The sequence below is a fragment of the Ralstonia edaphi genome (assembly GCF_958350185.1).
GTDB classification, from domain to species: Bacteria; Pseudomonadota; Gammaproteobacteria; order Burkholderiales; family Burkholderiaceae; genus Ralstonia; species Ralstonia edaphi.
Window position 1 is genome coordinate 317,849 of the sequence record NZ_CATWHI010000004.1, and the last position, 17,316, is coordinate 335,164.

Below are 17,316 nucleotides of genomic sequence, written 5' to 3' on the forward strand. Positions count from 1 at the left end.
ACCGGGCGGCGCCTGCGGCTCACTATAGGAAGAAACGAGGGGATTGGCGCTGCGTACACCTATGGACGCTGCGCCGGCAGCACACGCCACGCAATCAGCGCGCTGCCTGCCGCCACCAGCCACACCACCGGCCACGATGACCACGCCAGCACCTGCGGCAGACACAGCGACGTGAGCCCGAGCGCGGCAAACGCGCCTGTATTGCCAAGCCCGAGCGCCGTGCCGGCGCGCTGCGCACCGGCCAGCGTGGCAAGTTCCGTATAACCCACGCCATGCCACGCTGATACGCAGATACCGCCCGCCACCACGGCCGCCACCAGCGCCACCCGCATGACCGACAGATCAACCGACAGCGCCGAGGTCATCCAGGCCACGCCGGCCAGCACCACGAACAGCGCGGCGCTCAACCGCGCACACGCCTGCAGATAAGCGCGGCGATTGCCGTGGCGGTCGGTCCAGCGGCCACTCCAGACGCGCATGACGGCCGCCCCGCCCTGCACCGCCGCCATGGTCAGGCTGAGCGTCAGCACATTGGCGTGCGCAAAGTCGCGCAGGAACACCGTGGCGAACGCAACGACGGCCCCTTGCGGCACGCACAGCAGTCCGATCGCCAGGGCCATGCGCAACAGCATTGGATCGCGCAGCGGGCCAGTGCTGCCCGGCGTGGCTGCTTGCGCAACGGCATTCACCATGTCCGGTGCGTCATGCACCCACAGCCACGTCAGCACCGCAGTCAATGCACACGCCGCCGCCAGCACGCCGTAGACGGCGGCAAACCCGGCGTGCGCCGCCAGGCTCGGCAGCACGAGCGCCCCAATGCCGCCGCCCAGCGGTACGGCGGTCTGGCGGATGCTCATGGCCAATCCGCGCTCGCCTTCGCGAAACCAGCCCATGACCGCGCGGCCGCTCGATCCGTTCACGCTGCCGCCCAGCAGGCCGACGCTCAGCATGCCGCCCACCAGCCACGCAAGCGGCGGCACGTTGCCATGCAGCGGCACCACGCAACATGCCATCACGAACAGGGCCAGCGCAGTCAGCCCCAGCCCCGCCAGCAGCACCGTGCGATCGCCCCAGCGGTCGGTCAGCAAACCCCACGGCAGCTCGCTGATGGCAATGCCAAGCCCCAGCGCACCCAGCGCCACACCCAGCTCCGCATTGCCCAGGTGATACGCCGAGCGGATGAACACGGCAGTCGTCGGGATGCCCGAAAACGCGGCCGAAAAACTCGCATTGGCGGCCACCCCCACGCCCAGCACCTTCCAGCGGTGATGGCGCGACATCGGCGTCGACGTGGCCGGCAAGCACATCGCGGTTGTCATGATCGTCTCTCCAGAAATGCGTTTGACAACAGCAGTCTGGCGGAGCAACATCAGGCCTAAATGACGTTAATCCCTCATTTCAAGACATCATGCGCAGAATCGGCTTTTTGGTGTTTCCGGGCTGCAGCCTGCTCGATTTCACTGGCCCGCTGACGGCCTTTGACGTGGCGAACCGCCTGGCACCCCAGCCGGCGTACCGGATCGACGTGCTGTCCGAAGGGGGCGCGCAGGTGCAGAGCGCGCCGGGCCTCGTCATGCAGACGCAAGGCCTGGACGATCCGGCCTTCGATACGTTGATCATCTCGGGCGGCAACGGCCCGCGTGAAGACGCGTTCTCGCCGCGGCTGATCGCTTTCGTGCGGGAAGCGGCAGCACACTCGCGACGCATGACGAGCGTGTGCTCCGGCGCGTTTGCCCTGGCGGCGGCAGGCCTGCTCGATGGCCGCCGCGCCACGACGCATTGGCGCATGGCGGCGCTGCTGCAGCGACGCTATCCGCGCGTGCAGGTGCAGAGCGACCACATCTTCATCCACGACGGGCCGGTGTGGACGTCGGCCGGCATCTCGTCGGGCATCGACCTGGCGCTGGCGCTCATCGAGGAAGACCTTGGCGTCGACGTGTCGCGCGCCGTGGCCCGCGAGCTGGTGGTCTATCACCGGCGGCCCGGCGGGCAATCGCAGTTCTCGACCTTGCTGGAGCTGGACCCGGCATCGAGCCGCATCGCGCGTGCGCTCGCCTATGCGCGCGAACACCTGCACGAAGCGCTGGACGTCGACCGCCTGGCCGAAGTGGCCCATTTGAGCCGCCGCCAGTTCGACCGCGCCTTCGTGGCCGAGACTGGCCAGACGCCCGCCAAGGCCATCGAAAAACTCCGTGCCGAAATCGCCCGGCCGCGCGTGGAAGCGGGCGATGAATCGCTGGAGCACATCGCGCGCGCCGTGGGCTTTGCCGACCCCGAACGCATGCGGCGTGCGTTCATTCGCGTATTCGGGCAGCCGCCGCAATCGGTGCGGCGCTCCGGGCGATCCGGACATTCACGTCTGGCGGCCTAGCGCGCCGCGCCCATGAATCCGCTACCCTGACGCGCCTGAAATCCGTAGCCCCGCATTCGTATCGATGTCCGACAATCCAGCCCTGCCCCTGCTCTACAGCTATCGCCGCTGCCCCTACGCCATGCGTGCGCGCCTGGCGATGCTGCAAGCCAATCGACGCTTCCAGACCTACGAGATCGTCATGCGCGACAAGCCTGCCGAACTGCTGGCGCTGTCCCCGAAAGGGACCGTTCCCGTCTTGCGTTTGACCGACGGCAGCGTGCTGGAAGAGAGCCTCGACATCATGCAATGGGCCTTCGAAGCACGCGACCCGGAAGGCTGGTGGCGCCGCGCGCAATCCGACGAGAACCTCGCGCTGCTGCACACCAACGACGGCGAGTTCAAGCGCCAGCTCGATCGCTACAAATACCCAGACCGGTATCCGCAAGAGACCACGCCCCGTGAGACGGCCCGTGCCCGGGCAACAGAAACGCTGCTGATACCGCTGGAATCCCGCTTGCTGGCGCAACGCTATCTTGGTGGCGCGACGCCGTGCGCCACCGATCTGGCGATCTTCCCGTTCGTGCGGCAGTTTGCGGCGGTGGAGCCGGACTGGTTTGCTGCCCAGCCGCTGCCCGCCGTACAGGCTTGGCTGGCCGAGTGGCTCGCCAGCCGCCTGTTCGAGGTGTGCATGACGAAGCAGCCCGTGCAGGCCGTTGCCGTATTTCCGGAGTATCACCAACCCGATTGATCGACTGACCAGCTCACCGGCAGGTCCACCAATGGAGGCGTGTGTGCAATGAACGACCCACAGACAGCATCCCCCGACAGCACCGCAGTGCGCGTCGCGTTGTGGCGCGCCTTGCATGTGCACAGCGATGCACCACCGCACGTGCTGGAAGACGAAGTGGGCCTGAAGCTGCTCGCACCGGAACCGGACTGGCAACAACGCGGCGACATGGACCCGCAGTTCACGCGCCCGTTTCGCGCGTCCATTGTGGCCCGCGCACGCTTTATCGAAGACCTCGTCATCGAACAAGCGGGCCGTGGCTTGAGCCAGTATGTGATTCTCGGCGCGGGACTCGACAGCTTTGCGCAACGCCGGCCGGATGTGGCATCGCGCATGACGGTGTTTGAAGTCGATCAGCCCAGCCCGCAAGCCTGGAAGCGCCAGCGTCTGGAAGCGCTGGGCTTCGGCATTCCGCATTGGCTGCGCTTCGTGCCGGTGGATTTCGAGGCGCGCCAATCCTGGCAGGATGCGCTGGTCGCGGCTGGGTTTGATGCGAGCAGGCCGGCCATCGTGGTGTCCACGGGCGTGAGCATGTATCTGACCAAGGAAGCGAATGCGGCCACGCTGCGGCAGGTGGCATCGCTGGCGCCGGGCTCGATGCTGGCGATGACGTTTCTGCTCCCGTTGGAGATGGCTGACCCGGACGTTCGCCCCGGCCTCGAAATGGCGGAAAAAGGCGCACGCGCGAGCGGCACACCGTTCATCAGCTTCTTTACGCCGCCAGAGATGCTCGCGCTGGCCCACGAAAACGGCTTTCGCGATGCCCAGCACATCTCGGCAGACATGTTGACGGAGCGCTATTTCGCGGGCCGGCCCGACGGCCTGCGCCCGCCGCGCAACGCAGAGGAACTGCTGCTGGCGACGGTCTAGCCGCGCACCTGCCTAGCGCTCGCGCAGCGGCCCGGGCAGCGCCTTCAGGCCAATCCACAGCACGCCGATGACGACGTTGACCGGCACGCTCAACGCGCTGGGCACATAGAACAGCACCGACAACCCCGGCGTGTTGAGGCCCAGCTCCAGCACACCGCCCAGCGCGTAGCAAAGCAACCCGCACCACAACCAGCGCCGCATATACGCCAGCAGCCAGTGCGCGTGCGCCTGGTTGAAACGCCAGGCCGCCGACCGTTCGAACAGGTTGCCGCGGCTGGCATCCTTGAACAGCCAGCCGAAGAAGAAGTAGCGGTACAGCAGGGTGCGAAAGGCGAGCTCTTGCATGATGGCTCCCTCGGCCAAACCAGCTTCAGGCAAGCAAGTTTGGCTCCAAAATCGCACGGGCGCCATGCCCGCTCGCGCCGGGTTCATCATGGCGCACCCGGCTGCGCCGGCTCATTTTTGCCGCGCTTGATTGGCGTTTCATTTCCCTCTGCCCGACAAAGAGGCATTCCTACGTTTTCTCGTCTAAAGCCGGGGCCTGAATCTCATGCACCGGGCGTCGAGTGGCTACCGGCCCGTGTTCCTGCCAGTATGATCTGCTTGGTCCACCTGGAGGCAGACACCCATGAAGAAGAGCACGCCGGACACCGCCGCACCCGCGTCCGAGCTGATCGACGCACGTATTGCAGAGCTGGACGACTGGCGCGGCGACATGCTCGCCCGCCTGCGCGCCGTTATCCGCGCAGCCGATCCCGACGTGGTGGAGGAATGGAAATGGAGCGTGCCCGTGTGGTCGCACCACGGCCTGATCTGCACCGGCGAGGCGTACAAGCAGACAGTGAAGATGACGTTTGCCAAGGGCGCGTCCGTGCCTGACCCAGCGGGCCTGTTCAATTCGAGCCTGGACGGCAACACGCGCCGCGCCATCGATTTCCGCGAGGGCGACAAGGTCAACGAAAAAGCGTTGAAGGCGCTCATCCAGGCGGCCATCGCCGTGAACAAGGCCGGCGCCAAGCGTTGAAGCACAGGCAAGCTCGCGCGGGTCGGGCCGGAGCCGTTAACATACGGCCCGCCTGATCAACCAACGGAGCAACCGCAGTGATTCAACCGACCAGCGTATTCAAGGACAACCTCGCCCAACTGCCCGGCATTGACGGCATCGAACGCATCGATCTGGTCGACGGCCAGGGCACCGTGGTGGCCGACATCGAAAACAAGCCCGGCAAGCAGGGTTCGGTGGCGGTGTACCACTACCTGCAGCAGACGTTCGGCCAGCTCGACGCCAAGGCCGCCGAGCACGGCCTGGCCGTGTTTGCCGAGCACACCATCGACGCGCGCAACCGCCCCGGCGCTCACCCGAATGTCGACCGCCTGCTGGCCATCGCGGCGGGCGAGCCGGCACTACGCATCAACGTCGTGAAGGCTTGAGGACACATCGCTGACGCGCGCTGCACAAAGCAGCGCGTGAACCGCCCGCGCTCTCGTTGCACTGCACACAGCGGCATCAGCGAAGCCGGGCGCCCTGATTGCCAGCCATGGGCACGCGGCGTAGCATGAGGCAGCCCTTCATCGGGAGCCGCCTCATGTCTGCCCAGCACGAAGACAAGGTCCGCCAGCACATGGCGGATGCAGTGGCCCTGGCGCGCGAACGCGCGCCCGATATTGCCGACCTGTTCGAGCCGTTCCTGCGGCACTACTACGGTCTGGCAGACCCCGAAGACGTGATCTCGCGCAGCGTGGCCGATCTCTACGGCGCGGCGATGGCGCACTGGCAGCTGGGCCAGAAATTCGTGTCGGGACAACCGCGCGTTCGCGTCTACAACCCGAGCCTCGAACAGCACGGCTGGTACTGCGCCCATACGGTCGTCGAGATCGTCAACGACGACATGCCGTTCCTGTTTGACTCCGTGACCATGGAGATCAACCGGCAAGGGCTGGCGCTGCATTCCGCCTTCCACCCGGTCTACCGCGTACAGCGCGATGGCGCCGGCATGCGCGTGGCGGTTTCGGCCGGCGGCGGCGTACAGCGCCCGGCGGCACTCGCGGGCGACATGCCGGACACGCCCGCCGATGCAGACAGGGCAACCCGCGGCGTGGCGCGCTTCGAGTCGACCATCCACATCGAGGTGGACCGGTTCTCCGAACCCGACCGCCTGCAGGCGTTGCACGACGGCCTGATGCGTGTGCTGGGCGACGTGCGTGCCGCAGTGGAAGACTGGAAGCCCATGCAGGCCGCCGCCCAGGCGGCCATCGACGCCCTTGCCGTACGCGCCGCACAGCCCTCCACCGGAGAGGTAGAACGCACCGAGATCGCCGAAACGCAGGCCTTCCTCAGCTGGATGCTCGAGCGTCATTTCACCTTCCTTGGCTACCGTGATTACGAACTGATCACGCAAGACGATGGCCATTACCTGCGCGGCATACCCGGCACGGGCCTGGGCGTGCTGCGCGAAGCGCTGCGCGACACCTCCACGCCGGACACGACGCGCCTCGCACCGGGCGCTGCGAAGTTCATCGACGCACCGGAGCCCATCTTCCTCACCAAGGCCAATTCGCGGGCGACCGTGCACCGCCCCGGGTATCTCGACTACGTCGGCATCAAACTGTTCGACGCCGACGGCCGTGTCTGCGGGCAACGGCGCTTCCTGGGGATGTACACGTCGAACGTCTACATGGTGCCGGCCGAAGACATTCCCCTCGTGCGTCGCAAGGTGGCCGACGTCATCCGGCGCACGGGCTTTCTTCCCGACGGGCACCTGGCCAAGACGCTGGTGACGATCCTGGAGCAATATCCGCGCGACGAGCTGTTCCAAATGGACGCCGAAGCGCTGCACGACATCGCCCTGGGCATCCTGCGCTTGCAGGAGCGGCAGCGCACGCGACTGTTCGTGCGTCGTGATCCGTTTGACCGCTTTGTGTCGTGCCTCGTATTTGTGCCGCGCGAGAAGTTCAACACCGACCTGCGCGTGCGTATCCAGAGCCTGCTGCAGGCCGCGTATCACGGCACCGCCGTGGAGTTCACGCCGCAGTTGTCGGAGTCGATGCTGGCACGCATCCACATCACGGTGCGCACGCAGCCGGGCAACGTGCCCGACGTTGACGTGGCCGAGCTGGAAGACCGCATCGTGCAGGCAGCGCGGCGCTGGCAGGACGACCTGGCCGACGCGCTGCTCGAACGCGGCGGCGAAGAGCGCGGCAACCGCCTGCTGCGCCGTTATGCCGGCGCGTTTCCCGCCGGCTTTCGCGAAGACTACGCCGCGCGCCTTGCCGTGCGCGACATCGAACTGATGGAGCCGCTGCTCGGCGCCAATGCGGCGGACAACGTGCTGGCCATGCAGCTCTACCGGCCGCTCGAAGCACCGCCCGGTGCGCTGCGCTTCAAGATCTACCGCGCCGGCCAGCCGACATCGCTATCGCACAGCCTGCCGATGCTCGAGCACCTCGGCGTGCGCGTGAACGAGGAGCGCCCCTACTGCATCGAACCCGCCGACGCCGCCCCGATCTGGATGCACGACTTCGGCATGGAGACCATCGACGGCAGCGAAGTCGATCTCGACGAAGCCCGCGCACGCTTTGAAGACGCCTTCGCGCGCATCTGGACCGGCGAACTGGAGAACGACGATCTCAACCGCCTTGTGCTGCAGGCGGGCCTGACCTGGCGCGAGGTGCGCATCCTCCGTGCATATGGACGCTACATCCGCCAGATCGGTTCGACGTTCAGCAACGCGTATATGGAGAGTGCGCTGAACGGCAATCCGTCGATTGCGCGTGCGCTGGTGCGGCTGTTCCTGGTGCGATTCGACCCCGCGCTTGCCGAGGCCGAGCGCTCGCGTGCGGCGGAAACGCTGCGCAAGCAGATCGACGAGGCGCTCGAAGACGTACCCAACCTCGATGAAGACCGCATCCTGCGGCAGTTCCTGGGCGTGCTGGAGGCCACGCTGCGCACGAACTACTTCCAGACGCTGCCGGACGCGGGACAGGGGCACCAGCCCAAGCCGTATCTCTCGTTCAAGTTCGACCCGTCGCGCGTGCCGGGCCTGCCCGAGCCCAAGCCGATGTTCGAAATCTGGGTGTACTCGCCGCGCGTGGAAGGCGTGCACCTGCGCGGCGGCAAGGTCGCGCGGGGCGGGCTGCGCTGGTCTGACCGGCGTGAGGATTTCCGCACCGAGGTGCTGGGGCTGGTCAAGGCGCAGATGGTGAAGAACACGGTCATCGTGCCCGTCGGTTCCAAGGGCGGCTTTGTCGTCAAGCAACCGCCGCCGGCCAGCGACCGCGATGCGTACCTGGCCGAGGGCGTGGCGTGCTACCAGACCTTCCTGCGCGGGCTGCTCGACCTGACCGACAACTACGTCGACGGCCGCGTCGTGCCGCCGCCGGATGTCGTGCGCTACGACGAAGACGACCCTTACCTTGTCGTCGCCGCCGACAAGGGCACGGCCACGTTCTCCGATTACGCCAATGCCATCTCGGCCGAATACGGCTTCTGGCTGGGCGATGCCTTCGCTTCCGGCGGCTCGGTGGGCTACGACCACAAGAAGATGGCCATCACCGCGCGCGGCGCATGGGAATCGGTCAAGCGGCACTTCAGCGAGATGGGCGTCGATACGCAGACGCAGGACTTCACCGTCGTGGGCGTGGGCGACATGTCAGGCGATGTGTTCGGCAACGGCATGCTGCTCTCGCGCCATATCCGCCTGCTGGCGGCGTTCGATCATCGCCACATCTTTCTCGACCCGTCGCCCGACGCGGCAACCAGCTTTGCGGAGCGCGAGCGGCTGTTCAACCTGCCGCGCTCAAGCTGGGCCGATTACGACCGGGCGCTGATCAGCCCGGGCGGCGGCATCTTCCCGCGCACGGTCAAGTCGATCACGCTCACGCCCGAGGTGCGCGCCATGCTGGACGTGACCGCCACCGAGATGGCGCCGAACGACCTGCTGCACGCCATCCTCAAGGCACCCGCCGATCTGCTCTACAACGGCGGCATCGGCACGTACATCAAGGCCAGCACCGAAACGCATGCCCAGGTGGGCGACCGCGCCAACGATGGCCTGCGCGTGAACGGCGCGGAGCTGCGCTGCAAGGTCGTGGCCGAGGGCGGCAACCTGGGCTGCACGCAACTCGGCCGCATCGAATACGCGCAGCATGGCGGGCGCATCAATACCGATGCCATCGACAACTCCGCCGGAGTGGATTGCTCCGATCACGAGGTCAACATCAAGATCCTGCTGGGCCTGGTGGTGGCCGACGGCGAGATGACGCTCAAGCAGCGCAATACGCTGCTGGCCGAGATGACCGACGAGGTGGGCGAGCTGGTGCTGCGCGACAACTACTTCCAGACGCAGGCGCTGTCACTTGCGCGCACGCGCACGGCGTTGTGGCTCGACCCGGAAGCACGGCTGATGCGGCATCTGGAGCGCAACGGCCGTCTGAACCGCGCGATCGAGTTCCTGCCCGCCGATGAAGAGATCGACGCCCGCCGGGCCAGCGGCGGCGGCCTGACCACGCCCGAACGCGCGGTGCTGATGGCCTACAGCAAGATGTGGCTGTACGACGTGCTGCTGGGCAGCGACCTGCCCGATCAGCCGTTCGTGGCCGATGGCCTGCCGGATTACTTTCCAAGGCCGCTGCACACGCGCTGCGCTACGTCGATCCCTCGGCACACGCTGCGGCGCGAGATTCTGGCGACGATGCACGCCAACGCGCTCGTCAACCGCGCCGGCGTGACGTTCGTGCACCGGATGGCCGAAGAGACCGGCGCAGAACCGCTTGCCGTGGTGTGGGCCAGCCTCGTAGCGCGCGCTGTCTACCGGCTCGATGCGCTGTGGCAGGAAGTCGATGCCCTCGATGCGCAGGTGCCGCACGAAACGCAAACTGCGCTGTTCACCTCGCTCGCGCAACTGCACGAGCGCGCCACGCTGTGGTTCCTGCGGCGGCGCGTGTCGGACGTACCGGCTGCAGTCGAACACTTCCGGGCTGCGGTGGATGCGCTTGCGCCCGAAATCGACGCGCTGCAAACGGAGGAATCCGCGCTGGCGGCCGCGCAGCAGCGGCAGGTCTACACCGAAGCGGGTGTGCCCGAAACGCTGGCGCGCGTGGCAACCGGCGTGCCGGCACGCGTGTCGTTGCTCGACATTGCCGAGGTGGCAGCGGCAGGCAACTGCGATACGCGGCTCGCTGCCCGCGTGTACTTTGCGCTCGACCAGCCGCTCGGTTACGGATGGCTGCAAGGCGGCATCATCGGCCTGCCGACGCAAACGCATTGGCAGATGCTGGCGCGTGCGACGTTGCTCGAAGAACTGGGGCAACTGCGGCGGCGGCTCACGCAATCGGTGTTGCAAGACGCGGCACCTGGCACCAGCGCGGAGGCGCTCATCGACGGATGGCGCACGACACGGCAGGAAGCGCTGGCGCGCTACAACCGCGTCATCGCCGACCAGGTGGCTGCCGGCTCGCCTGACCTGGCGATGCTGTCGGTGGGGCTCAAGGCATTGGCCGAGGTCGACGCCTGATTCGATCCGCTATCGGGCGCGCGCCAATGCCGCATTGACGTGCACCGGCGCGGCGTTGCCGGACGGCGGCGACTGGACCAGGAAGGCATCGATCACGCCGGGCTCGAAGAACAGGCAGTATGTCGATCCGCCGTACTGGAAGTAGCCAAGCTCCTCGCCTTTGCAAACATGCTGGCCGGGCGTCACGTCCACCATGCATGACGACACCTCGGCCATGCCGATGAACACGCAGCCCACGGTGCCCATGGCCCGATCATCGCAGGCGATGGTGATGATCGCGCGTGCTGCCATGGCAGCGCTGTAGCCTTGCGAGTCGTTGAGCCCTTCGGGGTCGGCGCCCTCCGATTCCACGCACGAGTAGTACGTGCCATCGAGATGGTAGGTATCGACGATGGTGCCGGAGACGGGCGCGTGCCAGCGGTGGTAGTTGTATGCGCTGAGGAACGCCTGGTAAGCACAGCCGCCAGCAAAACGCTCGGCCAACTGTGCCTTCTCCGGCCCGAAGATGTCGCGCAACGAGTACGGTTGCGCCTTGATCCAGAACGCATCTTCATACCGCGTGTCGTGGCTGATGTTGTAGGGCGTGGCCTCGCAAGCGCTGACGATCAGCTTGTTGTCGTCTTCTCCCGCGACGGGCCGCATGCCGGCACGGAAGCGGCGCGTGAAGAAATCGTTCCACGACGTGAAGCCCCAGTACGGCTGCGACGGATCGCACAGAAACTGGTCCATGCCGATGCGCCGTGCCGCTTCAGGGCTGAACCAGCCGTCCGGCTCTTGCGTGTTCAGATAGGCGCGCGAGTGCGGGCCGCTGAGGAACGCGCTCCAGCCATTGAGCACCGCCTTGAGCGCGTCGTTGAAGCGCCTGTCGCGGAACAGCGCGTAGCCGGATGGCATGCACATCGGCCAGTCCAGGAGCGCATTGAGCGGGCAGATCACCAGGGTCTTCTCGCTGAAGCGCGGCGCGCACTTGACGATGTGGTCGATGGTGAGCAGCAGTTCTGTGCTGTCCTTGTAGCCGAGCTCGTAGCCGTGGCCCCTTGCTTCGTCGATTGCCCGTGCGAGGTGCATGCGCAGTGCCGGCTCGCCATCGATCAGGTTGGCGAGCGCCCGCACGGCATCCACCGAGGGCGTCCTTGACGGACGTGACAATGCCTGTGCGACAAGCTCGGTGCGAAACGCCGCCAGCTGCGCCTCGCCTTCGGGCAACCAGTTGCCCAGCCGGCGGCGCCGGTCCAACGGAACATTCGATGCAGCTTCCAAAAATTTTCTCCTTAAACGCGCCGCTGCCCGGCAACCAGAGGCGGAGCGCGCCGTTGCCGCAGGCAACGCACCAGCTCCTCCGCATACGGCAGCAGCTCCAGCACCACGAAAACCGACAGGACGGTGGCGACATAGCCCCACGGCAGGGGCGGATCTTTCCAGCGCACGGAAAAGTCGGGCGTTGCAGGCCCCGCACCCAACAAGCCGAGTACCTCGTTCCAGTGCAACAGCGCAACCACCGACAACGCCATGAGCGGGATCATCTCCAGAAAGCTGTGCACGTGTTGCTCGAACGGCTTCACGGTGCGATGGGCCGTGGCATAGCTGACGTCCCACATGGCGGTGGCCTGGTGCACGACATAGGCAACGGCCATCACTACGAGCACGAGCGCGTTGACCCGCAGGAACAACGCTGCCAGCACGGGCACGCCCATCTCGGCAAGCATCAGCAGGTGCAGCAACGACTCCTTGGCACCGGAGGTTCTTTCAATGCGCGTGGCACGGTGGCAGCACCAGTCGGCCACCCCGGCTGCCACCCACAGGGGGATCAGGAAGTACATCAGGTACAACTCAAATGGCTCATGCATGGGCCGGCTCCAGCGAAGATTGCGTTACACGTCCTGGCAGGCCGACAGCCTACGCAACCAACGTTCCAGCCGGGGTGGCATTGAGGTTGCTGCACCTTGCGCAGCCGGAAACCCTGCCCATGAAGACGCCTCCCTCCACCCCCGAGCCCGACGAGACCGACCCGCACCAGCAGCCGGCGTCGCTTGACGCATGTCGCCGCTGCGATCTCTGGCGACACGCCACCCAAGCCGTACCCGGTGAAGGCAAGCGGCGGGCGCGCATCATGCTCGTCGGCGAACAGCCCGGGGACGGCGAGGACCTTGCGGGCAAGCCATTTGTGGGGCCCGCCGGCAAGCTGCTCGACCGCGCCCTCGAAGAGGCGGGCATCCCGCGGGACGACGTGTTCATCACCAACGCAGTCAAGCATTTCAAATGGGAGCTGCGCGGCAAGCGGCGTCTGCACAAGACGCCCGGGCAGCGCGAAGTCCAGGCCTGCATGTACTGGCTCGAGCAGGAGCTGCAACAGGAAGCGCCGGCGGTAGTGGTAGCGCTGGGTGCGACTGCGCTGAAGGCCTTGCTCGACGATGCCCACGCGCGCCTGCAAGACCACTTCAACAAGCCCGTGCGACATGACGGCCATACGGTGCTGGCGACCTGGCATCCCTCCTACGCACTTCGCGCCCCCGACCCAGCGGCGCGGGAGAGCGCCTATCTCGACATCGTCAGGGCGCTCAAACATGCGCGGCGGCTGGCTGCCGGCAAATAGCGGCACGGGCGCGCGAGTTGCGTCGGTGGAACCGACATAGACACTTCATGAGAGGACGACGATGAATCGCACCACCTATCAGGCACGTGCGCTGTGCGCGGCGGCAGCAATGTTCGTCTCACTCGGGGGCAGCGCCGTGTTCGCACAAGCGACGGGCGGGCAGGCCGGCAGCAGCGACAACGCACCCCCAGCCAACGCAAACAGCACCACCGCCACTGGTACCACGAGCCGCACCGACAACCCCACGGGCCGCGATGCCACGCGCAACCGCGCCCGCACCCGCAACGACAGCGCCAACCCTTCCGGCGAATACGTACCGCGCACCGGTTCCACTTCGCATCAGGACAAGAACGGCAACGTGGTCAAGGACCGGTCCACCGGCGGCAGCCCGCAGGGGCGCGAGCGCCCACCGGCCAGCCCCGCGAACATTCCCGCAACGCACCCTTGAAGGGACGCTGTTCCGTCCCCGCACGGATTCAGGAGCACATCGCATGAACAACGAAAACCCCATCCCCGGCACGCCGCCCGCCCCCGCCGCACCCGGTGACGAAGCAGCGCCCGGCGCGCCAGGCAGCGGCGAAGCGATCTGCCCCGAGTGCAACGGAACGGGCCAGCGCGACGACGGCAGCCCGTGCCCGTCGTGCGAAGGCAGCGGCAAGATCATTCAGGGGATTGGCGGAGGCTGACGACTGACGGGAACGCTGGCAGTGTCGGAACGGCCGCATCAGGATGACGCCCGGCGCGCTGGCGTTGCGTGACCGCGGTCGGGCGTTCAGTGGGTCACGCTGTATCAGCGATGTTCCATGTCTTCGTGGACTTCATGCGCGCGCTCGCGCGCCTCGTGTTCGCGGTGTCTCAGGGCTTCGCGGTCACGCTTGATGTCGCGGTGTTCGGCACGGAGTTCACGGTGCTCTTCGCGGCGCTCCATGTGTCGCTCATGCTCCATGCGCTCCGCACGTTCGTGATCACGGTCTTCCGGATGCGGCGGCGGCATGGGCTGCGCAAGGGCCGCGGTACCGGCGACCGCAAACAACGCGGCGAGCAGGGTATGTCTGATCTTCATGGGTGGCTCCTCTTGAGTTGTCATGCGTGCCCACCCGCCGACGCTTGAACGTCGAACTTCAGGATAGGCATCTGCAATTCAGCAAGAAGCCGGCCGCGTAGCGTGGCTGCGAGCGCATAAGCAGCGCCCCCGCCACGAGCAGTGTGTTTCTGTTTGTATCGATTGCAGGCAGGTCACTCGGCGCCTGGGCTGCGCGCCCAGGCAGCGACGGGCTGCGTGCAATGAGGAAAGGATCAGTGAGGCACGGCCACCGCGCGGCGGCCGCTGGTGCGGACGTGCCCGGAAGCCTTGAGCAGGACGTAGCCCTGGAGCGTCACCCGGGCATAGCTGTGGTCGGGGCCACGGCGCTCCAGCGTCACGAGCTGTCGCTCGACGAGCGCTTCGACATCGGCGCGATCCAGATCGTCGGATTCCGCGCCGTCGTTGACGAGAAGCAGGACAGCAAATTCATGGGGACTCAGCACAGTTGGCTCCAGCTTGTCTGTTGGCCACGGCATGCAATCCGTGACGGGGGGTGGGCTTGGTTTTCACTGACACCATGAGCACTGCAAGCGCCGCCGGGAACACCGAGAGAGAACTGCTGGGCCTGCAGGAGAAGCCAGCATAGGCACGCACGCAGCCGCATTCAAGAGGGCAAATCCATGCGCCGTCCATGCGGTGCACCAGCCCTATGCGCGATGCTGGTGCGCCAACCGTTTGCCGTGCTGCGCAGCGCACGGGCGGCAACGATTGCGCAAAGCGGGAAAGTCCGCCCTCCTCCGTTTGCGCTAAGTCAATTGCGCAAAAGAATGCGCCCCGGTGACTCGCATCACCGGGGCGCTGACTGCCGCGCTGGGGGCGTCGACCTTACACGTCGTCGGCGACGACGTTCGCGCGGCGGCCAAAGCCGTGGAGCGGGTCAACGCGTTCGACGCGTTGGAGCCGCGCGTAGGGATCGTCCAATTGTGCATGCGCACCAAACGCATGCAGCGCGCGGTGGCGTTCCGTGGCGCGGTCCGCTGCTTGCACTGCAGCACGGCCGTGGACGACGGCGGTCACGCTGCCGTAGTGGCGTGCCATGCCGGGGCGCATCGCGTACGTCTGGGCAGGCGATTCGGCCGGTTGCGGTTCGACCCAATCGCTGCGGCCCAGACGGCCGCGATAGCCGAATCGATGGAAACCGGCGGCTTCGGCCGTCACCGCGTCCACCGCCTTTACGATGTCGCGCGGTTGCTGCGCCGGCGCATCAGCACGTGCAAGGGAGGGCTCCTCACGGTCGAGGTTCTCCAGCACGATCGCCTCGCTGACAGGGCGAGAGCCGAGCACCGGCTCTTCCGGGTCGTATTCCGGGCTGCGGGTGAACGGCGTGGGCGGTGTGGCGGTACCGGCAGGTGCGGGGCGGCCCGCCCACTCCTGCCACGAGCGCACGTGGGTGATGTCACCGTCATCGTCGTGGTCGACCACCAGCAGGCGCGTGTTGCGCGGACGCTGCCACGCGGGCTGCTGCGCATGCAGCGTCCCACGCGAGGCGCGCGCGGAGGCGCCACCGGACGCCGGCCGCGCTACCGGCGCACGCGCAATCTTGCGGCGGATCGCACGGTCCAGCCGCGACAGGACCATCCACACCACGAGCACGCCGCCCATGCCGGCGATGATGTTGCCGTACATGCGCAGTTGCTCGAACGGCAGGCCGCTCGGACCCACGCTGCTGATGGAGTAGCCCACATACAGCCCCAGCATGCCCCAGATCGAAATCACGAGCACTGGCCGGAAGATCCGGAACCACAGCACATGGTGCAACGTGCCGAAGACGCCCTTGTCCGAGAACGACTGTCGGATCGAGTTTCGCGAAACATCAATGACAAGCATGGTCATGGCGAATTCCCCTGTTGTTGTTGGATGCCCCGGTCAGGGCTGGTCCAGCGGGCACGGGCACGCGTACGCTGGAAGGCGACGGCCGGAAAGCCGACCACCGTGGTGACAAGGTTCAGGATCCAGAACGCAACCGGATACCAGACGGTGTCGATGAAGTACCGCAGGATGTTGTCGTCGTAGCGCCGATCGATGAAACAGCCGATCAGCAACTGCAGCACACACGTAATGAAGAGCAGCGTGCCGTGCCAGCGTGGGAGCGCTTCCATGCGCCATTCGGGGGGCAGCTCGACGAGGAAGCTGACCATCGACCACGTGATGACAACAAGCATGTTGTACGCCCACACCACCGACAGCGCGTACTCGAAGAAGATCGGCCACATCATCGACTGCCGCAGGCTCGCCATTGCCGGCGCGTACTTGATCAACGCCTGGATGCCGCCCTTGGCCCATCGCAGACGCTGCTTGTACAGGCCGCGGAAGGTCTCGGGCATCAGGATCCACGACAGCGCGCGCGGCTCGTAGCGGATCATCCAGCCACCCACCTGCAGCTTCCAGCTGATGTCGATGTCTTCCGTGAGCATGTCGTTGCTCCAGTAGCCGACATCCTCGATGGCGTGCTTGCGGAACATCACGACCACGCCCGACACCGTCAGCAGCCGGCCATAGACCTGCTGCGTGCGCTTGATAAGGCCCACGATCGACGAGAACTCACCCACCTGCATGCGGCCCAGCAACGTCGAACGCGTGCGGATGCGCGGGTTGCCCGTCACTGCGCCAACGTTCGGGTTCTCCATCAGGTGGCGGATCATCCAGGCAATCGCGTCCACATCCAGGATCGAATCGCCGTCGATGCACATCAGGTACTCGGCATCGGTCACCTGTGCAGCGGTGGTGAGCCCGATCGCCTTGCCCTGGTTCGACGACTGGTGGATCACCACCAGCTGCGGGTACTCCGCAGCCAGTTCGTTCAGCCGCTCACCGGTGCGGTCGGAGCTGCCATCGTTCACGGCGATGATGTCGTAGTTCGGATACCGCATGCGTGCGAGGTGGCTGATCACCTCGCGCACATTCGCCTCTTCGTTGTAGCAAGGCACGATGATCGACACCTTGGGGTAGCTCTTCACCCCCAGCAATGCCAGCGGGTGCCGCACGTGCTCTGTCCCGCGTTCAAGCAGGAAGTAGTGCAGCAGCCCGCCGATCATCCAGAAATACGACATGAAAAACGGGTAGTAGAAGACGAAGTCGGAGATCCAGCGCTTGGCCAGAAGGAAGCCCACTTCCATG

Annotated in this window: 17 protein-coding genes; 9 read left to right on the forward strand and 8 right to left on the reverse strand. The window is 66.2% G+C overall.

The features are described 5' to 3' along the window. Positions 1–59: 59 nt before the first annotated feature. Positions 60–1,319: an MFS transporter gene (locus R2669_RS16325; protein ID WP_147217819.1), complete on the reverse strand. Its 1,260-nt coding sequence runs from the start codon at positions 1,317–1,319 to the stop codon at positions 60–62. A gap of 89 nt (positions 1,320–1,408) precedes the next feature. Here R2669_RS16325 and R2669_RS16330 point away from each other — a divergent pair, with 89 nt between their 5' ends. From R2669_RS16330 to R2669_RS16340, 3 genes are all read left to right on the forward strand, one after another. Then, positions 1,409–2,371: a GlxA family transcriptional regulator gene (locus R2669_RS16330; RefSeq protein WP_316901230.1), complete on the forward strand. Its 963-nt coding sequence runs from the start codon at positions 1,409–1,411 to the stop codon at positions 2,369–2,371. A gap of 64 nt (positions 2,372–2,435) precedes the next feature. After that, positions 2,436–3,101 (forward strand): glutathione S-transferase, encoded by a 666-nt coding sequence (locus R2669_RS16335; RefSeq protein ID WP_147217815.1) that lies wholly within the window; start codon positions 2,436–2,438, stop codon positions 3,099–3,101. A 48-nt stretch (positions 3,102–3,149) separates the two neighbouring features. After that, positions 3,150–4,010: a class I SAM-dependent methyltransferase gene (locus tag R2669_RS16340; protein WP_316901233.1), complete on the forward strand. Its 861-nt coding sequence runs from the start codon at positions 3,150–3,152 to the stop codon at positions 4,008–4,010. 12 nt (positions 4,011–4,022) lie between these two features. Here R2669_RS16340 and R2669_RS16345 read toward each other — a convergent pair whose 3' ends face one another. Then, the gene (locus R2669_RS16345) at positions 4,023–4,355 is read right to left on the reverse strand and encodes a hypothetical protein (protein WP_147217811.1); all 333 of its coding nucleotides are present in this window, start codon (positions 4,353–4,355) and stop codon (positions 4,023–4,025) included. 283 nt (positions 4,356–4,638) lie between these two features. On the opposite strand from R2669_RS16345, the gene R2669_RS16350 reads away from it, so the two are divergent. From R2669_RS16350 to R2669_RS16360, 3 genes are all read left to right on the forward strand, one after another. Next, a complete protein-coding gene (locus R2669_RS16350; protein ID WP_147217809.1) occupies positions 4,639–5,034 on the forward strand; it encodes a DUF1801 domain-containing protein in 396 nt (131 codons plus the stop codon). A 77-nt stretch (positions 5,035–5,111) separates the two neighbouring features. Then, complete coding sequence (locus tag R2669_RS16355) at positions 5,112–5,441, forward strand: DUF2322 family protein (RefSeq protein ID WP_147217807.1); 330 nt, start codon at positions 5,112–5,114, stop codon at positions 5,439–5,441. Positions 5,442–5,596: 155 nt separating this feature from the next. Further along, positions 5,597–10,522 (forward strand): NAD-glutamate dehydrogenase, encoded by a 4,926-nt coding sequence (locus R2669_RS16360; RefSeq protein WP_316901235.1) that lies wholly within the window; start codon positions 5,597–5,599, stop codon positions 10,520–10,522. 9 nt (positions 10,523–10,531) lie between these two features. Here the strand turns inward: R2669_RS16360 and R2669_RS16365 are convergent, their stop codons facing one another. Further along, complete coding sequence (locus R2669_RS16365) at positions 10,532–11,782, reverse strand: phosphatidylserine decarboxylase family protein (protein ID WP_316901237.1); 1,251 nt, start codon at positions 11,780–11,782, stop codon at positions 10,532–10,534. An 11-nt stretch (positions 11,783–11,793) separates the two neighbouring features. Beyond that, a complete protein-coding gene (locus R2669_RS16370; protein ID WP_316890606.1) occupies positions 11,794–12,369 on the reverse strand; it encodes a diguanylate cyclase in 576 nt (191 codons plus the stop codon). 119 nt (positions 12,370–12,488) lie between these two features. On the opposite strand from R2669_RS16370, the gene R2669_RS16375 reads away from it, so the two are divergent. The 3 genes from R2669_RS16375 (at position 12,489) to R2669_RS16385 (ending at position 13,801) form a co-directional block, all read left to right on the forward strand. Next, positions 12,489–13,115, forward strand: a complete 627-nt coding sequence (locus R2669_RS16375) for a UdgX family uracil-DNA binding protein (RefSeq protein WP_316901239.1) — start codon at positions 12,489–12,491, stop codon at positions 13,113–13,115. A 61-nt stretch (positions 13,116–13,176) separates the two neighbouring features. Further along, a complete protein-coding gene (locus R2669_RS16380) occupies positions 13,177–13,563 on the forward strand; it encodes a hypothetical protein (protein ID WP_316901241.1) in 387 nt (128 codons plus the stop codon). Between the two features lie 43 nt (positions 13,564–13,606). Then, the gene (locus tag R2669_RS16385; protein WP_024542155.1) at positions 13,607–13,801 is read left to right on the forward strand and encodes a hypothetical protein; all 195 of its coding nucleotides are present in this window, start codon (positions 13,607–13,609) and stop codon (positions 13,799–13,801) included. Between the two features lie 104 nt (positions 13,802–13,905). Here R2669_RS16385 and R2669_RS16390 read toward each other — a convergent pair whose 3' ends face one another. The 4 genes from R2669_RS16390 to pgaC all read right to left on the reverse strand — a co-directional run bounded on the left by R2669_RS16390 (position 13,906) and on the right by pgaC (position 17,315). Then, positions 13,906–14,178 (reverse strand): hypothetical protein, encoded by a 273-nt coding sequence (locus R2669_RS16390; RefSeq protein WP_316901243.1) that lies wholly within the window; start codon positions 14,176–14,178, stop codon positions 13,906–13,908. A 233-nt stretch (positions 14,179–14,411) separates the two neighbouring features. After that, positions 14,412–14,642, reverse strand: a complete 231-nt coding sequence (locus R2669_RS16395; protein WP_316874702.1) for a hypothetical protein — start codon at positions 14,640–14,642, stop codon at positions 14,412–14,414. Positions 14,643–15,024: 382 nt separating this feature from the next. After that, the gene (locus tag R2669_RS16400) at positions 15,025–16,032 is read right to left on the reverse strand and encodes a poly-beta-1,6-N-acetyl-D-glucosamine biosynthesis protein PgaD (protein WP_316890601.1); all 1,008 of its coding nucleotides are present in this window, start codon (positions 16,030–16,032) and stop codon (positions 15,025–15,027) included. Beyond that, complete coding sequence (gene pgaC, locus R2669_RS16405) at positions 16,029–17,315, reverse strand: poly-beta-1,6-N-acetyl-D-glucosamine synthase (protein WP_430708802.1); 1,287 nt, start codon at positions 17,313–17,315, stop codon at positions 16,029–16,031. Before pgaC ends, R2669_RS16400 begins: the two co-directional genes overlap by 4 nt. Position 17,316: the final 1 nt, after the last annotated feature.

Bases quoted from the DNA above. Each gene is read 5' to 3' on its own strand.
- R2669_RS16330 (WP_316901230.1), top strand. From the start codon at position 1,409: ATGCGCAGAATCGGCTTTTTGGTGTTTCCGGGCTGCAGCCTGCTCGAT.
- R2669_RS16350 (WP_147217809.1), top strand. From the start codon at position 4,639: ATGAAGAAGAGCACGCCGGACACCGCCGCACCCGCGTCCGAGCTGATC.
- R2669_RS16370 (WP_316890606.1), bottom strand. From the start codon at position 12,369: ATGCATGAGCCATTTGAGTTGTACCTGATGTACTTCCTGATCCCCCTG.
- R2669_RS16375 (WP_316901239.1), top strand. From the start codon at position 12,489: ATGAAGACGCCTCCCTCCACCCCCGAGCCCGACGAGACCGACCCGCAC.
- pgaC (WP_430708802.1), bottom strand. From the start codon at position 17,315: ATGGAAGTGGGCTTCCTTCTGGCCAAGCGCTGGATCTCCGACTTCGTC.
- R2669_RS16345 (WP_147217811.1), bottom strand. From the start codon at position 4,355: ATGCAAGAGCTCGCCTTTCGCACCCTGCTGTACCGCTACTTCTTCTTC.
- R2669_RS16360 (WP_316901235.1), top strand. From the start codon at position 5,597: ATGTCTGCCCAGCACGAAGACAAGGTCCGCCAGCACATGGCGGATGCA.
- R2669_RS16335 (WP_147217815.1), top strand. From the start codon at position 2,436: ATGTCCGACAATCCAGCCCTGCCCCTGCTCTACAGCTATCGCCGCTGC.
- R2669_RS16340 (WP_316901233.1), top strand. From the start codon at position 3,150: ATGAACGACCCACAGACAGCATCCCCCGACAGCACCGCAGTGCGCGTC.
- R2669_RS16380 (WP_316901241.1), top strand. From the start codon at position 13,177: ATGAATCGCACCACCTATCAGGCACGTGCGCTGTGCGCGGCGGCAGCA.
- R2669_RS16325 (WP_147217819.1), bottom strand. From the start codon at position 1,319: ATGACAACCGCGATGTGCTTGCCGGCCACGTCGACGCCGATGTCGCGC.
- R2669_RS16390 (WP_316901243.1), bottom strand. From the start codon at position 14,178: ATGAAGATCAGACATACCCTGCTCGCCGCGTTGTTTGCGGTCGCCGGT.
- R2669_RS16385 (WP_024542155.1), top strand. From the start codon at position 13,607: ATGAACAACGAAAACCCCATCCCCGGCACGCCGCCCGCCCCCGCCGCA.
- R2669_RS16400 (WP_316890601.1), bottom strand. From the start codon at position 16,032: ATGACCATGCTTGTCATTGATGTTTCGCGAAACTCGATCCGACAGTCG.